Genomic DNA, 16,593 nt, shown 5'->3' with positions numbered 1-16,593 from the left:
CCGACGCCGTACTCGAAGACGCCATGGCCGCATTCGAAGGCGCCGTACTCGAAGGAGCGATCAGCATATGAGCACCCCATATCCGTTCACCGCCATCGTGGGGATGGACGATCTGCGGCTGGGCCTGCTGCTCAACGCGGTCAGTCCGGCGGTCGGCGGAGTCCTCGTACGCGGCGAGAAGGGCACGGCGAAGTCCACGGCCGTACGGGCCCTTTCCGCTCTGCTGCCCGAGCTGGCGGTGGTCGCCGGATGCCGCTTCGGCTGCGATCCCGCCGCGCCCGATCCGCACTGTCCGGACGGACCGCACGGGAGCGGCCCGGGCGTCTCCAGGCCGCCGCGCATGGTCGAACTGCCCGTCGGCGCCTCCGAGGACCGGCTCGTCGGCGCGCTGGACATCGAACGGGCGCTGTCGGAGGGCGTGAAGGCCTTCGAGCCCGGGCTGCTCGCGGACGCGCACCGAGGCGTGCTGTATGTCGACGAGGTCAACCTGCTGCACGACCATCTGGTCGACCTGCTGCTGGACGCCGCCGCCATGGGCGCCTCGTACGTGGAGCGCGAGGGCGTCTCCGTACGGCATGCCGCGCGCTTTCTGCTCGTCGGGACGATGAATCCCGAAGAGGGCGAGCTGCGGCCTCAGTTGCTCGACCGCTTCGGGCTCACCGTGGAGGTCGCGGCCTCGCGGGAGCCGGAGCGGCGGGTGGAGGTCGTACGGCGGCGGCTCGCGTACGACGACGATCCGGCCGCCTTCGCCGCGCGCTGGGCCGACGAGGAGAGCGCGCTGCGGGCACGGATCGTCGCGGCCCGCGCGCTGCTGCCCGAGGTACGGCTCGGCGATGCCGCGCTGCTCCAGATCGCCGCGACCTGTGCCGCCTTCGAGGTGGACGGGATGCGCGCGGACATCGTGATGGCGAGGACCGCGACGGCGCTGGCCGCGTGGGACGGGCGCACGGACGTACGCGCCGAGGACGTACGGCAGGCCGCGCTGCTGGCGCTGCCGCACCGGCGGCGCCGTAATCCGTTCGACGCGCCGGGCCTGGACGAGGACAGGCTGGACGACACGCTGGAACGGTTCAAGGGCGAGGACGACGACGATCCGGACGGCGGTGGAGACGGCGGGGACGGCGGCGGTTCCGGTGGCCCCGACGGGCCCGGTGGTGGTGGCATTCCGCCACAGGGCGGTCCCGAAGGGCCCGAAGCGTCCGACACGCCGCGGGAGTCCGAGGCGGGACGGGACGACACGCCCGTGGAACCGGAGTCCGAGCCGGAGCCGGAGCCGACGAGCGGGCCCGGGAGTGCGGACGGCGATGCAGGCACCGGGGCCGGTGCGGGCGCGGGCGCCGGCGAGCAGTCCGCCGTACGGGCCGCCGAGCCGTTCCGTACGAAGACGCTGAGCGTGCCCGGACTGGGCGAGGGTGCCGCCGGGCGCCGCTCCCGGGCCCGTACCGAACACGGCAGGACGACCGGATCCCGCAGGCCCCGGGGCGCGCTGACCAAGCTGCATCTCGCCGCGACCGTACAGGCCGCGGCTCCGCACCAGCGGGCGCGCGGGCGCAGCGGCCCCGGTCTGCTGGTCCGCAGGGACGATCTGCGGCAGGCGACGCGGGAAGGGCGCGAGGGAAATCTCGTGCTGTTCGTGGTCGACGCCTCCGGTTCGATGGCGGCCAGAGCGCGGATGAGCGCCGTCAAGGGCGCGGTGCTCTCGCTGCTGCTGGACGCGTACCAGCGGCGCGACAAGGTCGGTCTGGTCACCTTCCGTGGCAAGGCGGCCGAGGTCGCGCTGCCGCCGACCTCGTCGGTGGACGCGGCGGCGGCCCGGCTGGAGTCGCTGCCGACGGGCGGGCGCACACCGCTCGCCGCCGGGCTGCTCAAGGCCCATGACGTACTGCGGGTGGAGCGGATGCGCGATCCCGCGCGCCGTCCGCTGCTGCTGGTGGTGACGGACGGGCGCGCGACGGGCGGCGCCGATCCGGTGGCGCTGGCGGCGCGCGCGGCCCGGCTGCACGCGGCGGAGGGAACGGCCTCGGTGGTCGTGGACTGCGAGTCGGGGCCGGTACGGCTCGGTCTGGCCGGTTCGCTCGCCGCCGCGCTCGCGGGCACGGCCATCACGCTCGACGAGCTGCGGGCCGACAGCATCGCCGGTCTGGTCAGGGACGTACAGCAGGTCAGGCAACCGCGACAGCAAGTCAGCAGCGACAACCGACGTGACGGACACAACGGACGCTCCAGGAGGGCCGCGTAATGCCGCAGGGACAGCCGGAGACCGTGCCGGACGACGGTCTCACCACCCGCCAGCGCCGTAACCGTCCGCTCGTACTCGTCCATACCGGCACCGGCAAGGGCAAGTCGACGGCGGCGTTCGGGCTCGCGCTGCGCGCGTGGACGCAAGGATGGCCGATCGGTGTCTTCCAGTTTGTGAAGTCCGCGAAGTGGCGGGTCGGCGAGGAGCGGGCGCTGACGGTGCTGGGCGCGAGCGGCGAGGGCGGTTCCGTCGTCTGGCACAAGATGGGCGAGGGCTGGTCCTGGGTGCAGCGCGACAGCCAGCTCTCCAACGAGGAGGCGGCGCGCGAGGGCTGGGAGCAGGTCAAGCGCGATCTGGCGGCCGAGACGCACAAGCTGTACGTCCTGGACGAGTTCGCCTATCCGCTGCACTGGGGCTGGGTGGACACGGACGAGGTGATCGAGGTGCTGCGCGACCGTCCCGGGACCCAGCATGTGGTGATCACCGGGCGCAACGCACCGGAGAAGCTGCTGGACTTCGCGGATCTGGTCACCGAGATGACCAAGGTCAAGCACCCGATGGACGCGGGCCAGAAAGGCCAGCGGGGCATCGAGTGGTGAACGTACCGCGGCTGGTCGTCGCAGCGCCCGCCTCCGGCAGTGGCAAGACCACGGTCGCGACGGGACTGATGGCGGCCTTCTCGGAGCGCGGCCTCACCGTGTCGCCGCACAAGGTGGGGCCCGACTACATCGATCCGGGCTATCACGCGCTGGCGGTGTCCGGCGACGGCCGGGCCCGTCCCGGCCGGAACCTCGACGCGTACATGTGCGGTCCCGGGCTGATCGGGCCGCTGTTCGCGCATGGCGCGGCGGGCTGCGACCTGGCGGTCGTGGAGGGCGTGATGGGGCTGTACGACGGCGCGTCGGGCCAGGGCGAACTGGCCTCCACGGCACAGGTGTCGAAGCTGCTGCGGGCTCCGGTGGTGCTGGTGGTGGACGCCTCGTCGCAGTCGCGCTCGGTGGCGGCGCTGGTGCACGGTTTCGCCTCCTGGGATCCGGAGGTACGGATCGGCGGAGTGATCCTCAACAAGGTCGCCACCGACCGGCACGAGCGGCTGCTGCGCGACGCGCTGGACGAGTCGGGTGTGCCGGTGATGGGCGTGCTGCGCCGTACCGAACAGGTCGGTACGCCCTCGCGCCATCTCGGTCTGGTGCCGGTCGCCGAGCGGCGCGCGGAGGCGATGGCGGCGATGCGGGAGCTGGCCGGGCGGGTACGGGCGGGCTGTGATCTGACGGCGCTGCTGGCGCTGGCGCGCAGTGCGCCGCCGCTGGATACGAGGGCGTGGGAGGCGGGCGCGGAGTGGCGGGAGGCGGGCGATGCGGCCGAAGGGGCCGGGCCGGTGGCTTCCGCTGCCTCGGTCGCTTCCTCCGTCCCGGTCGCTTCGGCGCGGCGTGGGCGGCCGGTGATCGCGATGGCCGGCGGGTCGGCCTTCACCTTCTCGTACGCGGAACACACCGAGCTGCTGACGGCCGCGGGCGCGGACGTCGTACCGTTCGATCCGCTGCGTGACGAGCAACTCCCGGAAGGGACCCGGGGTTTGGTGATCGGTGGCGGCTTTCCAGAGGTGTACGCGCCGGAGCTGTCCGCCAACGAGCCGCTGCGCAAGGCCGTGGCGGAGCTGGCGTACTCCGGCGCTCCGGTGGCCGCCGAGTGCGCCGGGTTGCTGTATCTGGCGCGCTCCCTGGACGGGCGGCCGATGTGCGGCGTGCTGGACGCCGACGCGCGGATGTCGGGACGGCTGACGCTCGGATACCGCGAGGCGGTGGCGGTCGGCGACAGCGCGCTGGCGCGGGCCGGAACGCGCGTGCGCGGGCACGAGTTCCACCGGACGGTCCTGGAGCCGGGCGCCGGGGACGCTCCCGCCTGGGGCGTGGTGCATCCGGAGCGCCGGGTGGAAGGTTTCGTCCGGCAGGGCGTGCACGCGAGTTATCTGCATACGCACTGGGCGGCGGCGCCGGAGATGGCGCGGCGGTTCGTGGAGCGATGCTCGGATGGCTGAGAACCGAGGACCGAGGGCTGAGGAGTGAGTACGGTGTGGCGCGCCTCAGGCGGCGAGACCGACCACCAGCCAGATGAAGGCCGCGCCCAGGACCGTACAGAGCAGTGTGGAGCGGGCCGGGTGCTCGTGATGCGCCTCGGGCAGGATCTCGGCCGCCGCCAGATAGAGCAGACCGCCGCCGAAGAATCCGAGATAGCTGGCGAGCGCCTCCTCGGGCAGCGTGAACAGCAGGGTGGACGCGGCGCCCAGCACCGGCGCGATCGCGTCCGCGACCAGCATCACGACCGCCCTGCGCCGGTCGTTCCCGTAGACGCTGGTGAGCGTGTACGTGTTGAAGCCGTCGGCGAAGTCATGGGCGATGACGGCGAGGGCGACGGCGGCGCCCATCGCCTCGCCGACCTGGAAGGCCGCGCCGAGGGCGATACCGTCCATCACGCTGTGGCCCACCATGGCCGCGGCGGCGGTCAGTCCGACCTCGGGCACGCGGCCGTTCGCTCCAGGAGCCGCGCCGTGGGCGGAGGCGTGAGCAGAGTCGCGGACCGCGCCAGGACCGTCGCTGTGCCCCGAGCCGTACGCGACGGGCTCCCGGGAGGTGGCGGTGCGCGGGTCGCCTCCGTGGGAGGCCTGACGGACCGCGAGCAAACGTTCCACCAGATGGGCTACGAGAAAACCACCGACGAAGAGCAACAGCGCCTGCGGGACGCCGAAGATCTCATGGCCCGCCGCGCGCATCGCCTCCGGCAGCAGATCCAGGCCGACGACACCGAGCATCAGCCCACCGGCCAGGCCCAGTACGAGATGGCGGCGGTCGGTGACGCGTTGCGCCGTCCAGCCGCCGAACAGCGTCATGAGGAACGCGCCGAGCGCGACGAACACGGCCATGCGCCCCTGCATAGCCGATCCGACGCCCATCTCGCACATCCGCGCTCCACGGCGCGGCCGGATCCGGAACTGCCGGTGCCACCGGAACTGCCGGAACTGGTCGTCGGGATCGGTGCGAGCCGTGGCGCCTCCGTCGGGGAAGTGCTCGGGCTGATCGAGGACACGCTGCGGGACGCCGGGCTCACGCCGGGCTCCGTGGTGGAGCTGGCGACCGTCGACACCAAGGCCGGTGAGCCCGCGATCGCCGGGGCCGCGGCGCGGCTGGGCGTGCCCGTACGGGGTTACGCGGCCGGTCTGCTGGCCGGAATCGCCGTACCTCATCCGTCCGGTGCGCCGCTGGCCGCCGTGGGCACACCGTCCGTCGCGGAGGCCGCCGCGCTCGCGGGCGGAGGCGTACTCCTCGTACCGAAACGGAAGTCGGACCCGGAGGGCCGGCCGGCCGCGGTCACCTGTGCGGTGGCGGGCCGTGGCGTACAGGGGCCGGGGCGGAGTGGAACCGGCGGGAGCGGAGATGATGTCGGTGTCGACGACAGAATCCGTTGACGGAGCGGCCGGTTGACGGTGGTCAAAAACAGTGTCCTGTTGACGACAGCGGCCCGTTGGCGGTAGAGAACAGCGGCCACGCGCTACAGCGCGCCGCGCCATGACGCCTCCGTATCCCGGTGGCATTCGGAAGGAGCCCGGTGACCCGCGTCGACCAGCCCAGCGAGAGCGTGGCGCCCCACGCGCGGGGACCGTACCCGCACCGGCCCGGACGGGCCCGTACAGCCATGCCCGGCATACCCGTACTCTGCGATCGACCGGTTGGCCGCCATGTCTACGCGCGGTGACCTCCATGATCTGCGCCATCACGGCGACGCCGAGATGCGCGACGGCGCGGCGGGACTGATCGATCTCGCGGTCAATGTCCGTACCGGCACTCCGCCGGAGTGGCTGCGCGCCCGTATCGCCGACTCGCTGGCCGGGCTCGCGGCGTATCCGGACGGCCGGGCGGCGCGCGCGGCGGTCGCGGCGCGGCACGGGCTGCCGGTGGAGCGGGTGCTGCTGACGGCGGGAGCGGCGGAGGCGTTCGTGCTGCTCGCGCGTGCTCTGCCGGTGCGCAGACCGGTGATCGTCCATCCGCAGTTCACCGAGCCGGAGTCGGCGCTGCGGGACGCGGGACACACGGTGGGACGGGTGCTGCTGCGGGCGGCGGACGGTTTCCGGCTCGATCCGGGGGCGGTTCCGGAGGAGGCGGATCTTGTCGTCATCGGCAATCCGACGAATCCGACGTCCGTGCTCCATCCCGCCGAGACCATCGCGAAGCTGGCGCGTCCCGGGCGGACGCTGGTGGTGGACGAGGCGTTCATGGACGCGGTGCCGGGCGAGCCGGAGGCGCTGGCGGGGCGCCCGGATGTGCCGGGACTGGTGGTGCTGCGCAGCCTGACCAAGACCTGGGGACTCGCGGGCCTGCGGATCGGTTACGTACTGGCCGAGCCGGAGACGGTGGCCGCGCTGGAGCGGGCACAGCCGCTGTGGCCGGTGTCGACGCCCGCGCTGGCGGCGGCGGAGGCGTGCATGTCGCCCGCGGCGTTGGCGGAGGCGGAGAGCGCGGCGTGCCGGACGGCGGTGGAGCGCGCCCATCTGCTGGCGGGGCTGGCCGAGTTCGAGGAGGTACGGGCCGTCGAGGCGGCGGAGGGCCCGTTCGTCCTGGTCCACATGGCCCGGGCGAACGCGGTACGAGCCCGCCTCCGCACCCTGGGCTTCGCGGCGCGCCGCGGCGACACCTTCCCGGGCCTGTCCCACGAATGGCTACGCCTGGCGGTCCGCGACCGCCCCACGACAAACCACTTCCTCCAGGCCCTGGACCAGTCCCTGACAGCGGTGGGCGCCTGACGGCGGGCACGGGGCGGCGGGCGGGCGCGAGGCGCGAGGCGGCCCGGAGGAACCACCGGCCAACCGGGCCGCCCGTACCGCGCCAGGCGCGCCGCTCGCCGTCGTCGGGTCCCGCGTCAGCGCTTCGCGCGGGTCCTCGTCAGGGCCAAGGTCGCTCCGCCCGCCGCGAGCAGGAGGGCCGCGCCGCCTGCCACGTACGGGGTCGCCGAGCTGCCGCCCGTCTCCGCGAGGTTTTCCTTGGCGGGCTCCACGGCGGTCTGGGGCTTCAGATCGGCCGGGCCGGCCGGGGCAGCCTGCTCGGTCCGGGCGGCCGGGGCCGCCTCCGGCTGTTCCGGGGCCGCCGCGCGCTTCGTCGGCGGTTCAGGCGACTCGCACGTCGCGCCGGCCAGTGTGAGCGAGCCCTCGACCTCGGCGACGTTCAGCTTGAGCGGGTTCAGCGAGACCTTGAGTTCCAGCGCCGCCGCCGCGGCCGTACGGGACGTGGTGTGCGTCTTCGACAGTTCGAGCGTCACCTCGCCCACGCCCGGCACCTCGACCCGTGTCGTACCGCCCGTCGAGAGCGTGATCCGCTTGCCGAGCACCGTCACCGCACCGAGCAGATTCGATTCGGCGACCGGCCGTTCGCCGGCCGCGCAGACCGCCTTGGAGGTGACCTCCTGGATCTCGATGAGCGAGAGCAGCGGCAGTCCGGGGACATGGACCTTCGCATGGGCGAGACGGCTCCGTCCCTCCGCCCTGTGCCCGTCGGCCGTCGCCTCCGCCGTCGCCACGTCGGCGCGGAGCACCGTGAACGGCCGGCCCTGGTCGACACCGTCCAGCCGCACACTCAGCGCGTTCTTCTCCGCGCTCCCGGCGGACGCGGGCGCCTCGACCTCGTTGAGCACGGCCTTGAGCGGCACCTGGACGGTCTTGTTGAGCAAGGACACATCGAGGCCGGTCCTGAGCACGACCGCGCCCGCCCGCCCCATGTCCTTGCCCTCGGTGCCCTCGGTGGCGCCCGCCGGCGCGGCGAGGAGCACCGGCCCGGCCGTCAGCGCGGCGGCGGCCATCACGGCCGCGCAGCGGCGTGCGGGCATGCGGAAGGTATTGCTGTTCACGATGTGGAACCCCCACAAGAGATTTGGTGTCGCCGGCCCGCCGAACGGGGACACGCGGCGGTGGCGACCGAGACACCGGAATCTTTACGCACGAAGAGTGAACTGGCGGGCACCTGAGGTGAGTTCACTCCAAAGTGGGGTTTCCGGGTTCATATTCGATTCTTGTGGCACATGCGTTCCTCGCCGCCCCGCCCGTGACACCGTCCGGGTGGTGCGCCGGTCGCCCATGGGAGTGCACGCACAGACCGCGGGCTCAACCGCGCATAAGACACTTCAACGACAACGGCCGCCCGCGCGTCACGCTCCGTCAATCACGCGCCCGTTCAGCACGATCCGCCTCGGCGCCGCCAGCACCCCGACGTCCGCCCGGGGATCCTCGTCGTACACCACCAGATCCGCCGGAGCGCCCTCCTCCAGCCCCGGGCGGCCCAGCCAGCGGCGCGCGCCCCAGACGGCCGCCGAGAGGGCGTCCACGCGCGGGATACCGGCCTTCACCAGCTCGCCGACCTCGGCCCCGACCAGACCGTGGGCGAGCCCGCCGCCCGCGTCCGTCCCGGTGTAGACCGGGATGCCCGCGTCGTACGCCGCGCGCACGGTGTCGTAACGGCGCTCGTACAGCCGGGTCATATGCGTCGACCAGCGCGGGAACTTGCTCGCGCCGCCCTCCGCGAGCCTCGGGAAGGTCGCGATGTTCACCAAGGTCGGGACGATCGCCACACCGCGCTCCGCGAAGAGCGGAATGGTGTCCTCGGTGAGCCCTGTCGCGTGCTCGATACAGTCGATGCCCGCCTCCACGAGATCGCGCAGCGCCGCCTCCGCGAAGCAGTGCGCGGTGACCCGGGCGCCGAGCCGGTGTGCCTCCGCGATGGCCGCCTCGACCTCGCCGCGCGGCCAGCAGGCGGTCAGATCGCCCGCGTCCCGGTCGATCCAGTCGCCGACGAGCTTGACCCAGCCGTCACCGCGCCGGGCCTCCTGGGCGACATAGGCGACCAGGTCCTCCGGCTCGATCTCATGGGCGAAGTTACGGATGTAACGGCGGGTACGGGCGATATGCCGGCCGGCCCTGATGATCTTCGGCAGATCCTCGCGGTCGCCGATCCAGCGGGTGTCCGCGGGCGATCCGGCGTCCCTGAGCAGCAGCGCGCCCGCGTCCCGGTCGCTCAGCGCCTGCTTCTCGCTGGTCGCGTCGTCCACCGCGCCGTGGTGGTCCAGGCCGACATGGCAGTGGGCGTCGACCAGACCGGGCAGCGCCCAGCCCTGGACGGTACGGATGTCACGGGCGCCGGCCGGCCGCTCGTAACTGATCCGGCCGCCCACCACCCACAGTTCGTCCCTGACCTCCTCGGGCCCGACGAGCACCCGTCCCTTCACCCGCAGCACCGCCTGATCGCTCATGAACAGCACTGTACGAGGCCGTACGAGGCCGTCGACAGCCTCGGCCGGACAGATCCCGAGCACCGGTCCGAAACCGGTGACGCCCACTGAATCCGGGATATCGAATATTGAATATCGACACAGAAGCGCAGAAGCACGGAAGCGGGCACAGAAAAGATTATCGATATCGGGTGCGGGCATTCAGGTGTTGTTATCCGTTGAATTCCTCACCGCAGACAGCTTCCCGTTAGCGCCTGCCCGCTGCTCCAGGACCTAAACACCGGAGTTCCAGGCGATTCCGACGGGTCTCACCGGCGTTACAGATATGTGACCGAGCCCACGATCGCGGCCATCTTGCCGGAATATGTGCGCTTATTCTACCCAACTTCACGGGAGTGCGCATCGGCAGCCGCGCACGCGTGATAACACAGGCCGGCCTCTCACCCAACCCCTTCCCGAGATGCATCTTTCGAATTTGCTCGGTAAATTCAATGGCTATGACCGCCGCACAAGCAGACCTTGCAGGCGCCCGAAGCGAATTCATCCCATCCCCGACGATCGACGCCCCACGAGTGGAGGACGGAGCCGCGATCTGGCGTATCGCCCGTGACTCCGAGGTCCTGGACCTCAACTCCTCGTACAGCTATCTGCTGTGGTGTCGCGACTTCGCCGCCACGTCCGTCGTCGCGCGCGACGACGGAGGAGTACCGATCGCCTTTGTGACGGGCTACGTACGGCCCGAGCGGCCCGATGTACTGGTCGTCTGGCAGGTGGCTGTCGACCGCGAGCAGCGGGGCCGCGGGCTCGCCGGGACCTTGCTCGACGCGCTGACCGCGAGAGTGGCGGAGGACCCGGGGATCTCGGCGATCGAGACGACCGTGACTCCCGACAACACCGCCTCGGACCGGTTGTTCACCGCGTTCGCCGCGCGTCATGGCGCGAGGCTGACGCGTGAGGTCCTCTTCGACGGTGGCCTGTTTCCCGACGGGACGCACCAGCCGGAGGTGCTGTACCGGATCGGCCCGCTCTCCCGCCGGCCCGCCGAGCCGACGCCCTGAGCAGATGAGCTCGCCGACCTGGTCGGTCGGCTGGTCGAACGGTCGGCCGATCAGGTACGTGGCCCTCGCGGCGTACGTGGTCCTCGCGGCGCCCAAGTACCCGTGGCGCACAAGCACATGGCCGCGTCGGCATCCGGGCTCGGCGCACGCGGTCCAGGCACGGCGCACGCGGGGAAGCCCGGCGTATGCGGGAGCCCGGCATACGCGAGAAGCCTGGCGTGCGCGGGAAGCCCGACGCACGGGGACACCTCCGTACGCGAGGCGAGCTCCTCCTCCGTCTCTTCTCTCTCCATCCCATCGGCAGGAGATTCCTGTGACTATCACCCCGCCCGCACTGAGCGTCTTCGAGACTCTTGAGTCCGAGGTGCGCAGCTACTGCCGCGGCTGGCCCGCCGTGTTCGACCGGGCGCAGGGCAGCCGCCTCACCGACGAGGACGGCCACAGCTACCTCGACTTCTTCGCCGGCGCCGGCGCACTCAACTACGGCCACAACAACCCGGTGCTGAAACGCGCGCTGATCGACTACATCGAGCGCGACGGCATCACCCATGGCCTCGACATGGCGACGACCGCCAAACGCGCCTTCCTGGAGTCCTTCCAGAATGTGGTGCTCCGGCCGCGCGACCTGCCGTACAAGGTGATGTTCCCGGGCCCGACCGGCACCAACGCGGTCGAGTCCGCGCTCAAGCTGGCCCGCAAGGTGAAGGGCCGGGAGTCGATCGTCTCGTTCACCAACGCGTTCCACGGCATGTCGCTGGGCTCGCTCGCCGTCACCGGCAACGCGTTCAAGCGCGCCGGAGCCGGTATCCCGCTGGTCCATGGCACACCGATGCCGTTCGACAACTATCTGGACGGCCAGACACAGGACTTCCTCTGGTTCGAGCGGCTGCTGGACGACCAGGGCTCCGGGCTGAACAAGCCCGCCGCCGTGATCGTCGAGACGATCCAGGGCGAGGGCGGCGTCAATGTCGCGCGCCCGGAGTGGCTGCGGGCGCTGGCCGACCTCTGCCGCCGCCAGGACATGCTGCTGATCGTCGACGACATCCAGATGGGCTGTGGCCGTACCGGCGCGTTCTTCTCGTTCGAGGAGTCCGGCATCACACCGGACATCGTGACGCTGTCGAAGTCGATCAGCGGTTACGGGCTCCCCATGTCGCTCTGTCTGTTCCGTCCCGAGCTGGACATCTGGGAGCCGGGCGAGCACAACGGCACCTTCCGGGGCAACAACCCGGCCTTCGTCACCGCCGCCGCCGCGCTCACCACGTACTGGGCGGACGGCCAGATGGAGAAGCAGACCATCGCCCGCGGTGAACAGGTGGAGCGGGCGCTCGCGGCGATCTGCGCGGAGAGCGCAGCCGGGAGCACCACTGGAAGCGGCGGCGACAGCTCCGGTACGGCAGGTACGGCCAGCACGGCCGCGGAGTTCCGGGGCCGGGGCCTGGTCTGGGGCCTGGAGTTCGCCGACAAGGAACGGGCATCCGCCGTCTGTGCGCGTGCGTTCGAGCTGGGACTGCTGCTGGAGACCTCGGGCCCGGTCGGCGAGGTGGTGAAGCTGCTGCCGCCGCTCACCGTCACACCCGAGGAGCTGGACGAGGGCCTGCGCACACTGGCCCGCGCGGTCCTGGAGACCGCCTGATCAGCGCCGTAAGCGCCGTACTCGTACATCCGCACGAGAGAGAAAGGCAGCAACACGCCGTGATCGTCCGATCGTTCAAGGACATCGAGAACACCGACCGCCATGTGAAGTCGGCCTCGGGCACCTGGGAGAGCAAGCGCATCGTGCTCGCCAAGGAGAACGTCGGCTTCTCCCTCCACGAGACCGTCCTCTACGCGGGCACGGAGACATCGATGTGGTACGCCAACCACGTCGAGGCCGTGCTCTGTGTGGCGGGCGAGGCCGAACTCACCAACGACGAGACCGGTGAGGCCCATTGGATCCGGCCCGGCACGATGTATCTGCTGGACGGACACGAGCGCCACACGCTCCGTCCCAAGACCGACTTCCGCTGTGTCTGCGTCTTCAACCCGCCGGTGACCGGGCGTGAGGACCATGACGAGAACGGCGTCTATCCGCTGCTGACCGAGGAGGGCTGACGATGACCACCACTCCCGTACGTACGGAACGTACCGAACGGACGGATCTGTACCCGACCCGTGGCCCTCGCGAGATGACCACTCCGCGACAGGATCCCGTCGTCTGGCCGGCTCCGGGCGCACCGGACGCACCGGGACCGATCTCCCGGGCGGACCTCGGCGGCTTCGAGCGGGACGGTTTCCTCACCGTGGACCGGCTGATCGGCCCCGACGAGGTGGCGCTCTACCGCGCCGAACTGGAACGGCTCGTCTCCGATCCTGGCGTACGCGCGGACGAGCGCTCGATCATCGAGCCCAAGTCCCAGGACGTACGGTCGGTCTTCGAGGTCCACCGGATCAGCGAGATCTTCGCCGGGCTGGTGCGCGACGAGCGGGTGGTGGGCCGCGCCCGCCAGATCCTCGGCTCGGACGTCTATGTCCATCAGTCACGGATCAATGTGAAGCCGGGCTTCGGCGCCTCCGGCTTCTACTGGCACTCGGACTTCGAGACCTGGCACGCGGAGGACGGTCTGCCGAACATGCGGACCGTGTCCGTCTCGATCGCGCTGACCGAGAACTACGACACCAACGGCGGGCTGATGATCATGCCCGGCTCGCACAAGTCGTTCCTCGGCTGCGCGGGCGAGACACCTCGGGACAATTACAAGCAGTCGCTGAAGATGCAGGACGCCGGAACGCCGTCGCACGAGGCGCTGACGCGTATGGCGGACGAGCACGGCATCAGGCTCTTCACGGGCAGGGCCGGTTCGGCGACCTGGTTCGACTGCAACTGTATGCACGGTTCGGGCGACAACATCACGCCGTATCCGCGCAGCAATGTGTTCATCGTGTTCAACAGTGTGGAGAACGCGGCGTTGGAGCCGTTCGCGGCGCCCGCGCCACGGCCGGAGTTCATCGGCGCGCGGGACTTCACGCCGGTGCGCTGACACCGGGCCCTCGCCCGCCGGGACATGGGCACGGGGCAGACCGCCATGGCCTGCCCCGTACTCCTGTCCGTCCGTCAGCTCTCCAGGAACGGATAGTCGATGTATCCCTTGTCATTGCCGCCGAAGAAGGACGCCACGTCAGGGGTGTTGTACGGGCCGCCGGCCTTCAGCCGGGCCGGCAGATCGGGGTTGGCGAGGAAGAGCGCCCCGAAGGAGATGATGTCCGCCGTACCGTCCTCGATCAGCTTCAGCTCGTCGGCGCTGGTGAATCCCTCGGTCGCGACATTGAGGACGAGCGTCCCCGAGAACTGCTTGCGCAGAACGTTCGTCAGGTCACGCGTCCTCTCGATCAGATGCAGATAGGCCAGGCCGATCGGCTCCAGCTGCTTGACCAGCGCGATGTACGCCTCGTCGGGCTCGGGCTCCACGATGCTGTTGTACTCGTTTCCGGGCGAGATCCGGATCGCGGTGCGCGAGGCGCCGATCTCGTCCGCGACGGCGCGGGTCACCTCGACCGCGAAGCGGATACGGCCCTCCACGGAGCCGCCCCACTCGTCGGTACGCAGATTGGAGCCGGGCGCCAGGAACTGGTGGATCAGATAGCCGTTGGCGCCGTGCAGTTCGACACCGTCGAAACCGGCCTCGATCGCGTTGCGGGCGGCGGAGGCGAAGTCCGCGACGGTCGCCCGGATCTCGTCGGAGGTCAGCTCGTGCGGAGTGACGAAGTCCTTGGGACCGTCGTGGAGATAGACCTGTCCCTGCGCGGCGACGGCGGAGGCGCTCACCGGCACGAGACCGTCGGGAAGCAGATCCGGGTGGCCGATCCGGCCGGCGTGCATGATCTGGGCGAAGATCTTGCCGCCCTTGGCGTGTACGGCGTCGGTGACCTTGCGCCAGCCCGCGATCTGCTCGGCACTGTGCAGACCGGGAGTGTCCGGGTATCCCTGGCCGACCACGGAGGGCTGGGTGCCCTCGGTGATGATCAGACCGGCGGAGGCCCGCTGTGCGTAGTACTCCACCACCGAGTCGGTGGGCGAATGGCCGGGACCGAAGGCGCGACTGCGAGTCATCGGGGCCATGGCGATGCGGTTGGCGAGCTGCGTACCCGAGAGGTCGATCGGGTCGAACGCTGTGGTCATGAACGCTCCCAGAGCGGTGAATGGCTGGCACGGCAGATGTCGCCGACCGGTATGTGGTCGGCCAAGCAATCAACCGTGGATCACCCTAACGTATTCCTTGGCCGACCAAGCTAATCCGCCGACCGAGCTAAACTCTTTCCATGACCTCGGAACGCGCGGAACGCACGGACGATCCCGCCTGTACCGGCGATCTGCCGGGCGGCCTCGCGGGCGGTCCGCCGGGTGCCGCGCGCGGCGGCCCGGTCAGCCACTCGCTGTCCCGGGTCGCGCGGCTGCACCGTATCGCCGCCGGGAAGCTGCTGCGGCGCACCGGCCTCTATCCGGGCCAGGAGTTTCTGATGATGCGTCTTTGGGACACGGACACGGTGCGCCAGTCCGAACTGATCAAGGCGATGGACCTCGATCCCTCGACGGTCACCAAGATGCTCCAGCGGCTGGACCAGGCCGGATACGTGAAACGCGCGGCCGACCCGGAGGACCGGCGCGCGGTGCTGGTCGAGGCGACCGGGGACAGCTGCGCGCTGCGCTCGGAGGTCGCGGACGCGTGGACGGACCTGGAGGAACAGACGCTGGCGGGACTTGACGACGTCGAGCGCAAGGAGCTGGCGCGGCTGCTCGCCAAGGTCGAGGAGAACCTCTGCCGGGAGACACAGGAGTGCCCGGAGCGGCGAGGTGAGGCGGGCGCGACGGAGGAACGGCGCTCGGCGGACCGGGAGTAGACGCGGCGACGCGGCGGCTGCCTGACGGGCCGTCAGGCAAGGATCCCGGCCGGGCTACGACTACGCCCCCGGGCCCCCGGCCCCGGCAGACGCTCAGCCCGCCAGCACATCCAGCGCCCGGTCCACATCCGCCGTGGAGTTGTAGAGGTGGAAGGCGGCCCGTACATAGCCCGCGCGGATCGAGACGGCCACTCCCGCCCGTTCGAGGTCCGGGTGACGGTGCGTCAGTCCCGGTACGGAGACGATGACGGAGCCCTCGGCCGGAACCGGCTCATGACCGAGGCCGATGACGCCCTCCCGGAAGCGGGCGGCGAGAGCAGTGCCGTGCGCGTGGATCGCCTCGACACCGATCTCCTCCAGCAGCGCGAGGGACTCGGCGGCGCCGTGGTACGAGAGGAAGGACGGCGGTTCGTCAAAACGGCGTGCGGAGTGGGCCAGTTCCTCGACGGGACCGTACGTACTGGCCCAGAGGTCCTCGCCCGCGACCCAGCCCGCGTGCAGCGGCACCAGCGACTCCTGCGCCTCCTCGGTCACCGTGAGGAATGACGTACCGCGCGGACAGACGAGGAACTTGAACCCGCCGGTGACGGTGTAGTCGAACGCGCCCGCGTCCACGGGCAGCCAGCCGGCCGACTGCGTGGTGTCGACCAGCGTACGGGCGCCGTGCGCGGCGACGGCTGCCCGTACCGCCTCAAGATCGGCGATCCGGCCGTCCGCCGACTGGACCGAGGAGAACGCCACCAGCGCGGTGCCCGGCCGTACCGCCTCCGCGAGATCCGCCAGCGGCGCGTACCGCAGCTTGAGGTCGCCGCGTACGGAGAACGGTGTGATCACCGAGCTGAAGTCGCCCTCGGGGAAGAGGACTTCGGCGCCCGTCGGCAGCGAGGCCGCGATCAGTCCGACATGGACCGAGACCCCGCCACCGGTGGCGACGCGCTCGGCCGGCACACCGATCAGCCGGGCGAAGGCGGCGCGGACGTCGCCGACGGTCTCGAAGCTTCCGGCACCGAGTCCGCTGCCGGTCGCGTTCTGCTCGGCGAGCGCCTGTACGGCGGCGACGGCCCTGCGGGGCAGCAGTCCGCAACTGGCGGTGTTGAGATAGGTCGTCTCCGGCGCGAACTCGGCGCCTCCCAGGGTGTCCATGAACCCACC

The 16,593-nt window shown here is 70.9% G+C and carries 15 protein-coding genes; 10 read left to right on the top strand and 5 right to left on the bottom strand.

The window, feature by feature from the left end; translation table 11 throughout:
- Positions 1-67: 67 nt before the first annotated feature.
- From ACFV6H_RS14285 to ACFV6H_RS14275, 3 genes are read left to right on the top strand one after another with little or no spacing between them, the layout of a single operon-like run.
- Positions 68-2,239, top strand: a complete 2,172-nt coding sequence (locus tag ACFV6H_RS14285) for a putative cobaltochelatase (RefSeq protein WP_385541501.1) — start codon at positions 68-70, stop codon at positions 2,237-2,239.
- Positions 2,239-2,838, top strand: a complete 600-nt coding sequence (gene cobO / locus ACFV6H_RS14280; RefSeq protein ID WP_093599561.1) for a cob(I)yrinic acid a,c-diamide adenosyltransferase — start codon at positions 2,239-2,241, stop codon at positions 2,836-2,838. The genes ACFV6H_RS14285 and cobO overlap by 1 nt, the downstream gene beginning before the upstream one ends.
- Complete coding sequence (locus ACFV6H_RS14275) at positions 2,832-4,277, top strand: cobyrinate a,c-diamide synthase (protein WP_385541499.1); 1,446 nt, start codon at positions 2,832-2,834, stop codon at positions 4,275-4,277. Before cobO ends, ACFV6H_RS14275 begins: the two co-directional genes overlap by 7 nt.
- Before the next feature lie 45 nt (positions 4,278-4,322).
- Here ACFV6H_RS14275 and ACFV6H_RS14270 read toward each other — a convergent pair whose 3' ends face one another.
- Positions 4,323-5,159 carry a ZIP family metal transporter gene (locus ACFV6H_RS14270; protein WP_385541497.1) on the bottom strand — a complete coding sequence of 279 codons (837 nt, stop codon included), beginning with the start codon at positions 5,157-5,159 and terminating at the stop codon, positions 4,323-4,325.
- A gap of 75 nt (positions 5,160-5,234) precedes the next feature.
- Here ACFV6H_RS14270 and ACFV6H_RS14265 point away from each other — a divergent pair, with 75 nt between their 5' ends.
- Positions 5,235-5,702: a cobalamin biosynthesis protein gene (locus ACFV6H_RS14265; RefSeq protein WP_385541495.1), complete on the top strand. Its 468-nt coding sequence runs from the start codon at positions 5,235-5,237 to the stop codon at positions 5,700-5,702.
- 270 nt (positions 5,703-5,972) lie between these two features.
- Complete coding sequence (gene cobC, locus ACFV6H_RS14260) at positions 5,973-7,034, top strand: Rv2231c family pyridoxal phosphate-dependent protein CobC (protein ID WP_384781849.1); 1,062 nt, start codon at positions 5,973-5,975, stop codon at positions 7,032-7,034.
- Between the two features lie 116 nt (positions 7,035-7,150).
- On the opposite strand, the gene ACFV6H_RS14255 is transcribed toward cobC, so the two are convergent.
- The gene (locus ACFV6H_RS14255; RefSeq protein ID WP_385541493.1) at positions 7,151-8,131 is read right to left on the bottom strand and encodes an SCO1860 family LAETG-anchored protein; all 981 of its coding nucleotides are present in this window, start codon (positions 8,129-8,131) and stop codon (positions 7,151-7,153) included.
- Positions 8,132-8,428: 297 nt separating this feature from the next.
- Complete coding sequence (locus tag ACFV6H_RS14250; RefSeq protein ID WP_385541491.1) at positions 8,429-9,526, bottom strand: amidohydrolase family protein; 1,098 nt, start codon at positions 9,524-9,526, stop codon at positions 8,429-8,431.
- 476 nt (positions 9,527-10,002) lie between these two features.
- Here ACFV6H_RS14250 and ectA point away from each other — a divergent pair, with 476 nt between their 5' ends.
- From ectA to thpD, 4 genes are read left to right on the top strand one after another with little or no spacing between them, the layout of a single operon-like run.
- Complete coding sequence (gene ectA, locus ACFV6H_RS14245) at positions 10,003-10,563, top strand: diaminobutyrate acetyltransferase (protein WP_385541489.1); 561 nt, start codon at positions 10,003-10,005, stop codon at positions 10,561-10,563.
- Positions 10,564-10,567: 4 nt separating this feature from the next.
- Positions 10,568-12,199 (top strand): diaminobutyrate--2-oxoglutarate transaminase, encoded by a 1,632-nt coding sequence (ectB, locus tag ACFV6H_RS14240; RefSeq protein ID WP_385541487.1) that lies wholly within the window; start codon positions 10,568-10,570, stop codon positions 12,197-12,199.
- 59 nt (positions 12,200-12,258) lie between these two features.
- Positions 12,259-12,657 (top strand): ectoine synthase, encoded by a 399-nt coding sequence (locus ACFV6H_RS14235; RefSeq protein WP_385541485.1) that lies wholly within the window; start codon positions 12,259-12,261, stop codon positions 12,655-12,657.
- Positions 12,658-12,659: 2 nt separating this feature from the next.
- Entirely contained in the window at positions 12,660-13,583 is a 924-nt protein-coding gene (thpD, locus tag ACFV6H_RS14230) for an ectoine hydroxylase (protein WP_385541483.1), read from the top strand.
- A gap of 74 nt (positions 13,584-13,657) precedes the next feature.
- On the opposite strand, the gene ACFV6H_RS14225 is transcribed toward thpD, so the two are convergent.
- On the bottom strand, positions 13,658-14,722 hold the full coding sequence (locus ACFV6H_RS14225) for an alkene reductase (RefSeq protein WP_385541481.1): 1,065 nt from the start codon (positions 14,720-14,722) through the stop codon (positions 13,658-13,660).
- A gap of 140 nt (positions 14,723-14,862) precedes the next feature.
- On the opposite strand from ACFV6H_RS14225, the gene ACFV6H_RS14220 reads away from it, so the two are divergent.
- The gene (locus ACFV6H_RS14220; RefSeq protein WP_385541479.1) at positions 14,863-15,441 is read left to right on the top strand and encodes a MarR family winged helix-turn-helix transcriptional regulator; all 579 of its coding nucleotides are present in this window, start codon (positions 14,863-14,865) and stop codon (positions 15,439-15,441) included.
- 93 nt (positions 15,442-15,534) lie between these two features.
- On the opposite strand, the gene ACFV6H_RS14215 is transcribed toward ACFV6H_RS14220, so the two are convergent.
- Positions 15,535-16,584, bottom strand: a complete 1,050-nt coding sequence (locus ACFV6H_RS14215; RefSeq protein WP_385541477.1) for an aminotransferase class V-fold PLP-dependent enzyme — start codon at positions 16,582-16,584, stop codon at positions 15,535-15,537.
- Positions 16,585-16,593 lie beyond the last annotated feature (9 nt).

The sequence above is a fragment of the Streptomyces sp. NPDC059743 genome, assembly GCF_042732975.1.
Classification (GTDB): domain Bacteria; phylum Actinomycetota; class Actinomycetes; order Streptomycetales; family Streptomycetaceae; genus Streptomyces.
Note: the sequence above shows the minus strand (reverse complement) of the source record. Positions and strands in the feature narration are given on the sequence as shown.

What these genes read in the sequence shown, in the direction of transcription:
- ectB (WP_385541487.1), top strand. Translation starts at nt 10,568, where the DNA reads ATGAGCTCGCCGACCTGGTCGGTCGGCTGGTCGAACGGTCGGCCGATC.
- cobC (WP_384781849.1), top strand. Translation starts at nt 5,973, where the DNA reads ATGTCTACGCGCGGTGACCTCCATGATCTGCGCCATCACGGCGACGCC.
- cobO (WP_093599561.1), top strand. Translation starts at nt 2,239, where the DNA reads ATGCCGCAGGGACAGCCGGAGACCGTGCCGGACGACGGTCTCACCACC.
- ectA (WP_385541489.1), top strand. Translation starts at nt 10,003, where the DNA reads ATGACCGCCGCACAAGCAGACCTTGCAGGCGCCCGAAGCGAATTCATC.
- ACFV6H_RS14250 (WP_385541491.1), bottom strand. Translation starts at nt 9,526, where the DNA reads ATGAGCGATCAGGCGGTGCTGCGGGTGAAGGGACGGGTGCTCGTCGGG.
- ACFV6H_RS14285 (WP_385541501.1), top strand. Translation starts at nt 68, where the DNA reads ATGAGCACCCCATATCCGTTCACCGCCATCGTGGGGATGGACGATCTG.
- ACFV6H_RS14215 (WP_385541477.1), bottom strand. Translation starts at nt 16,584, where the DNA reads ATGGACACCCTGGGAGGCGCCGAGTTCGCGCCGGAGACGACCTATCTC.
- thpD (WP_385541483.1), top strand. Translation starts at nt 12,660, where the DNA reads ATGACCACCACTCCCGTACGTACGGAACGTACCGAACGGACGGATCTG.
- ACFV6H_RS14270 (WP_385541497.1), bottom strand. Translation starts at nt 5,159, where the DNA reads ATGGCCGTGTTCGTCGCGCTCGGCGCGTTCCTCATGACGCTGTTCGGC.
- ACFV6H_RS14220 (WP_385541479.1), top strand. Translation starts at nt 14,863, where the DNA reads ATGACCTCGGAACGCGCGGAACGCACGGACGATCCCGCCTGTACCGGC.
- ACFV6H_RS14225 (WP_385541481.1), bottom strand. Translation starts at nt 14,722, where the DNA reads ATGACCACAGCGTTCGACCCGATCGACCTCTCGGGTACGCAGCTCGCC.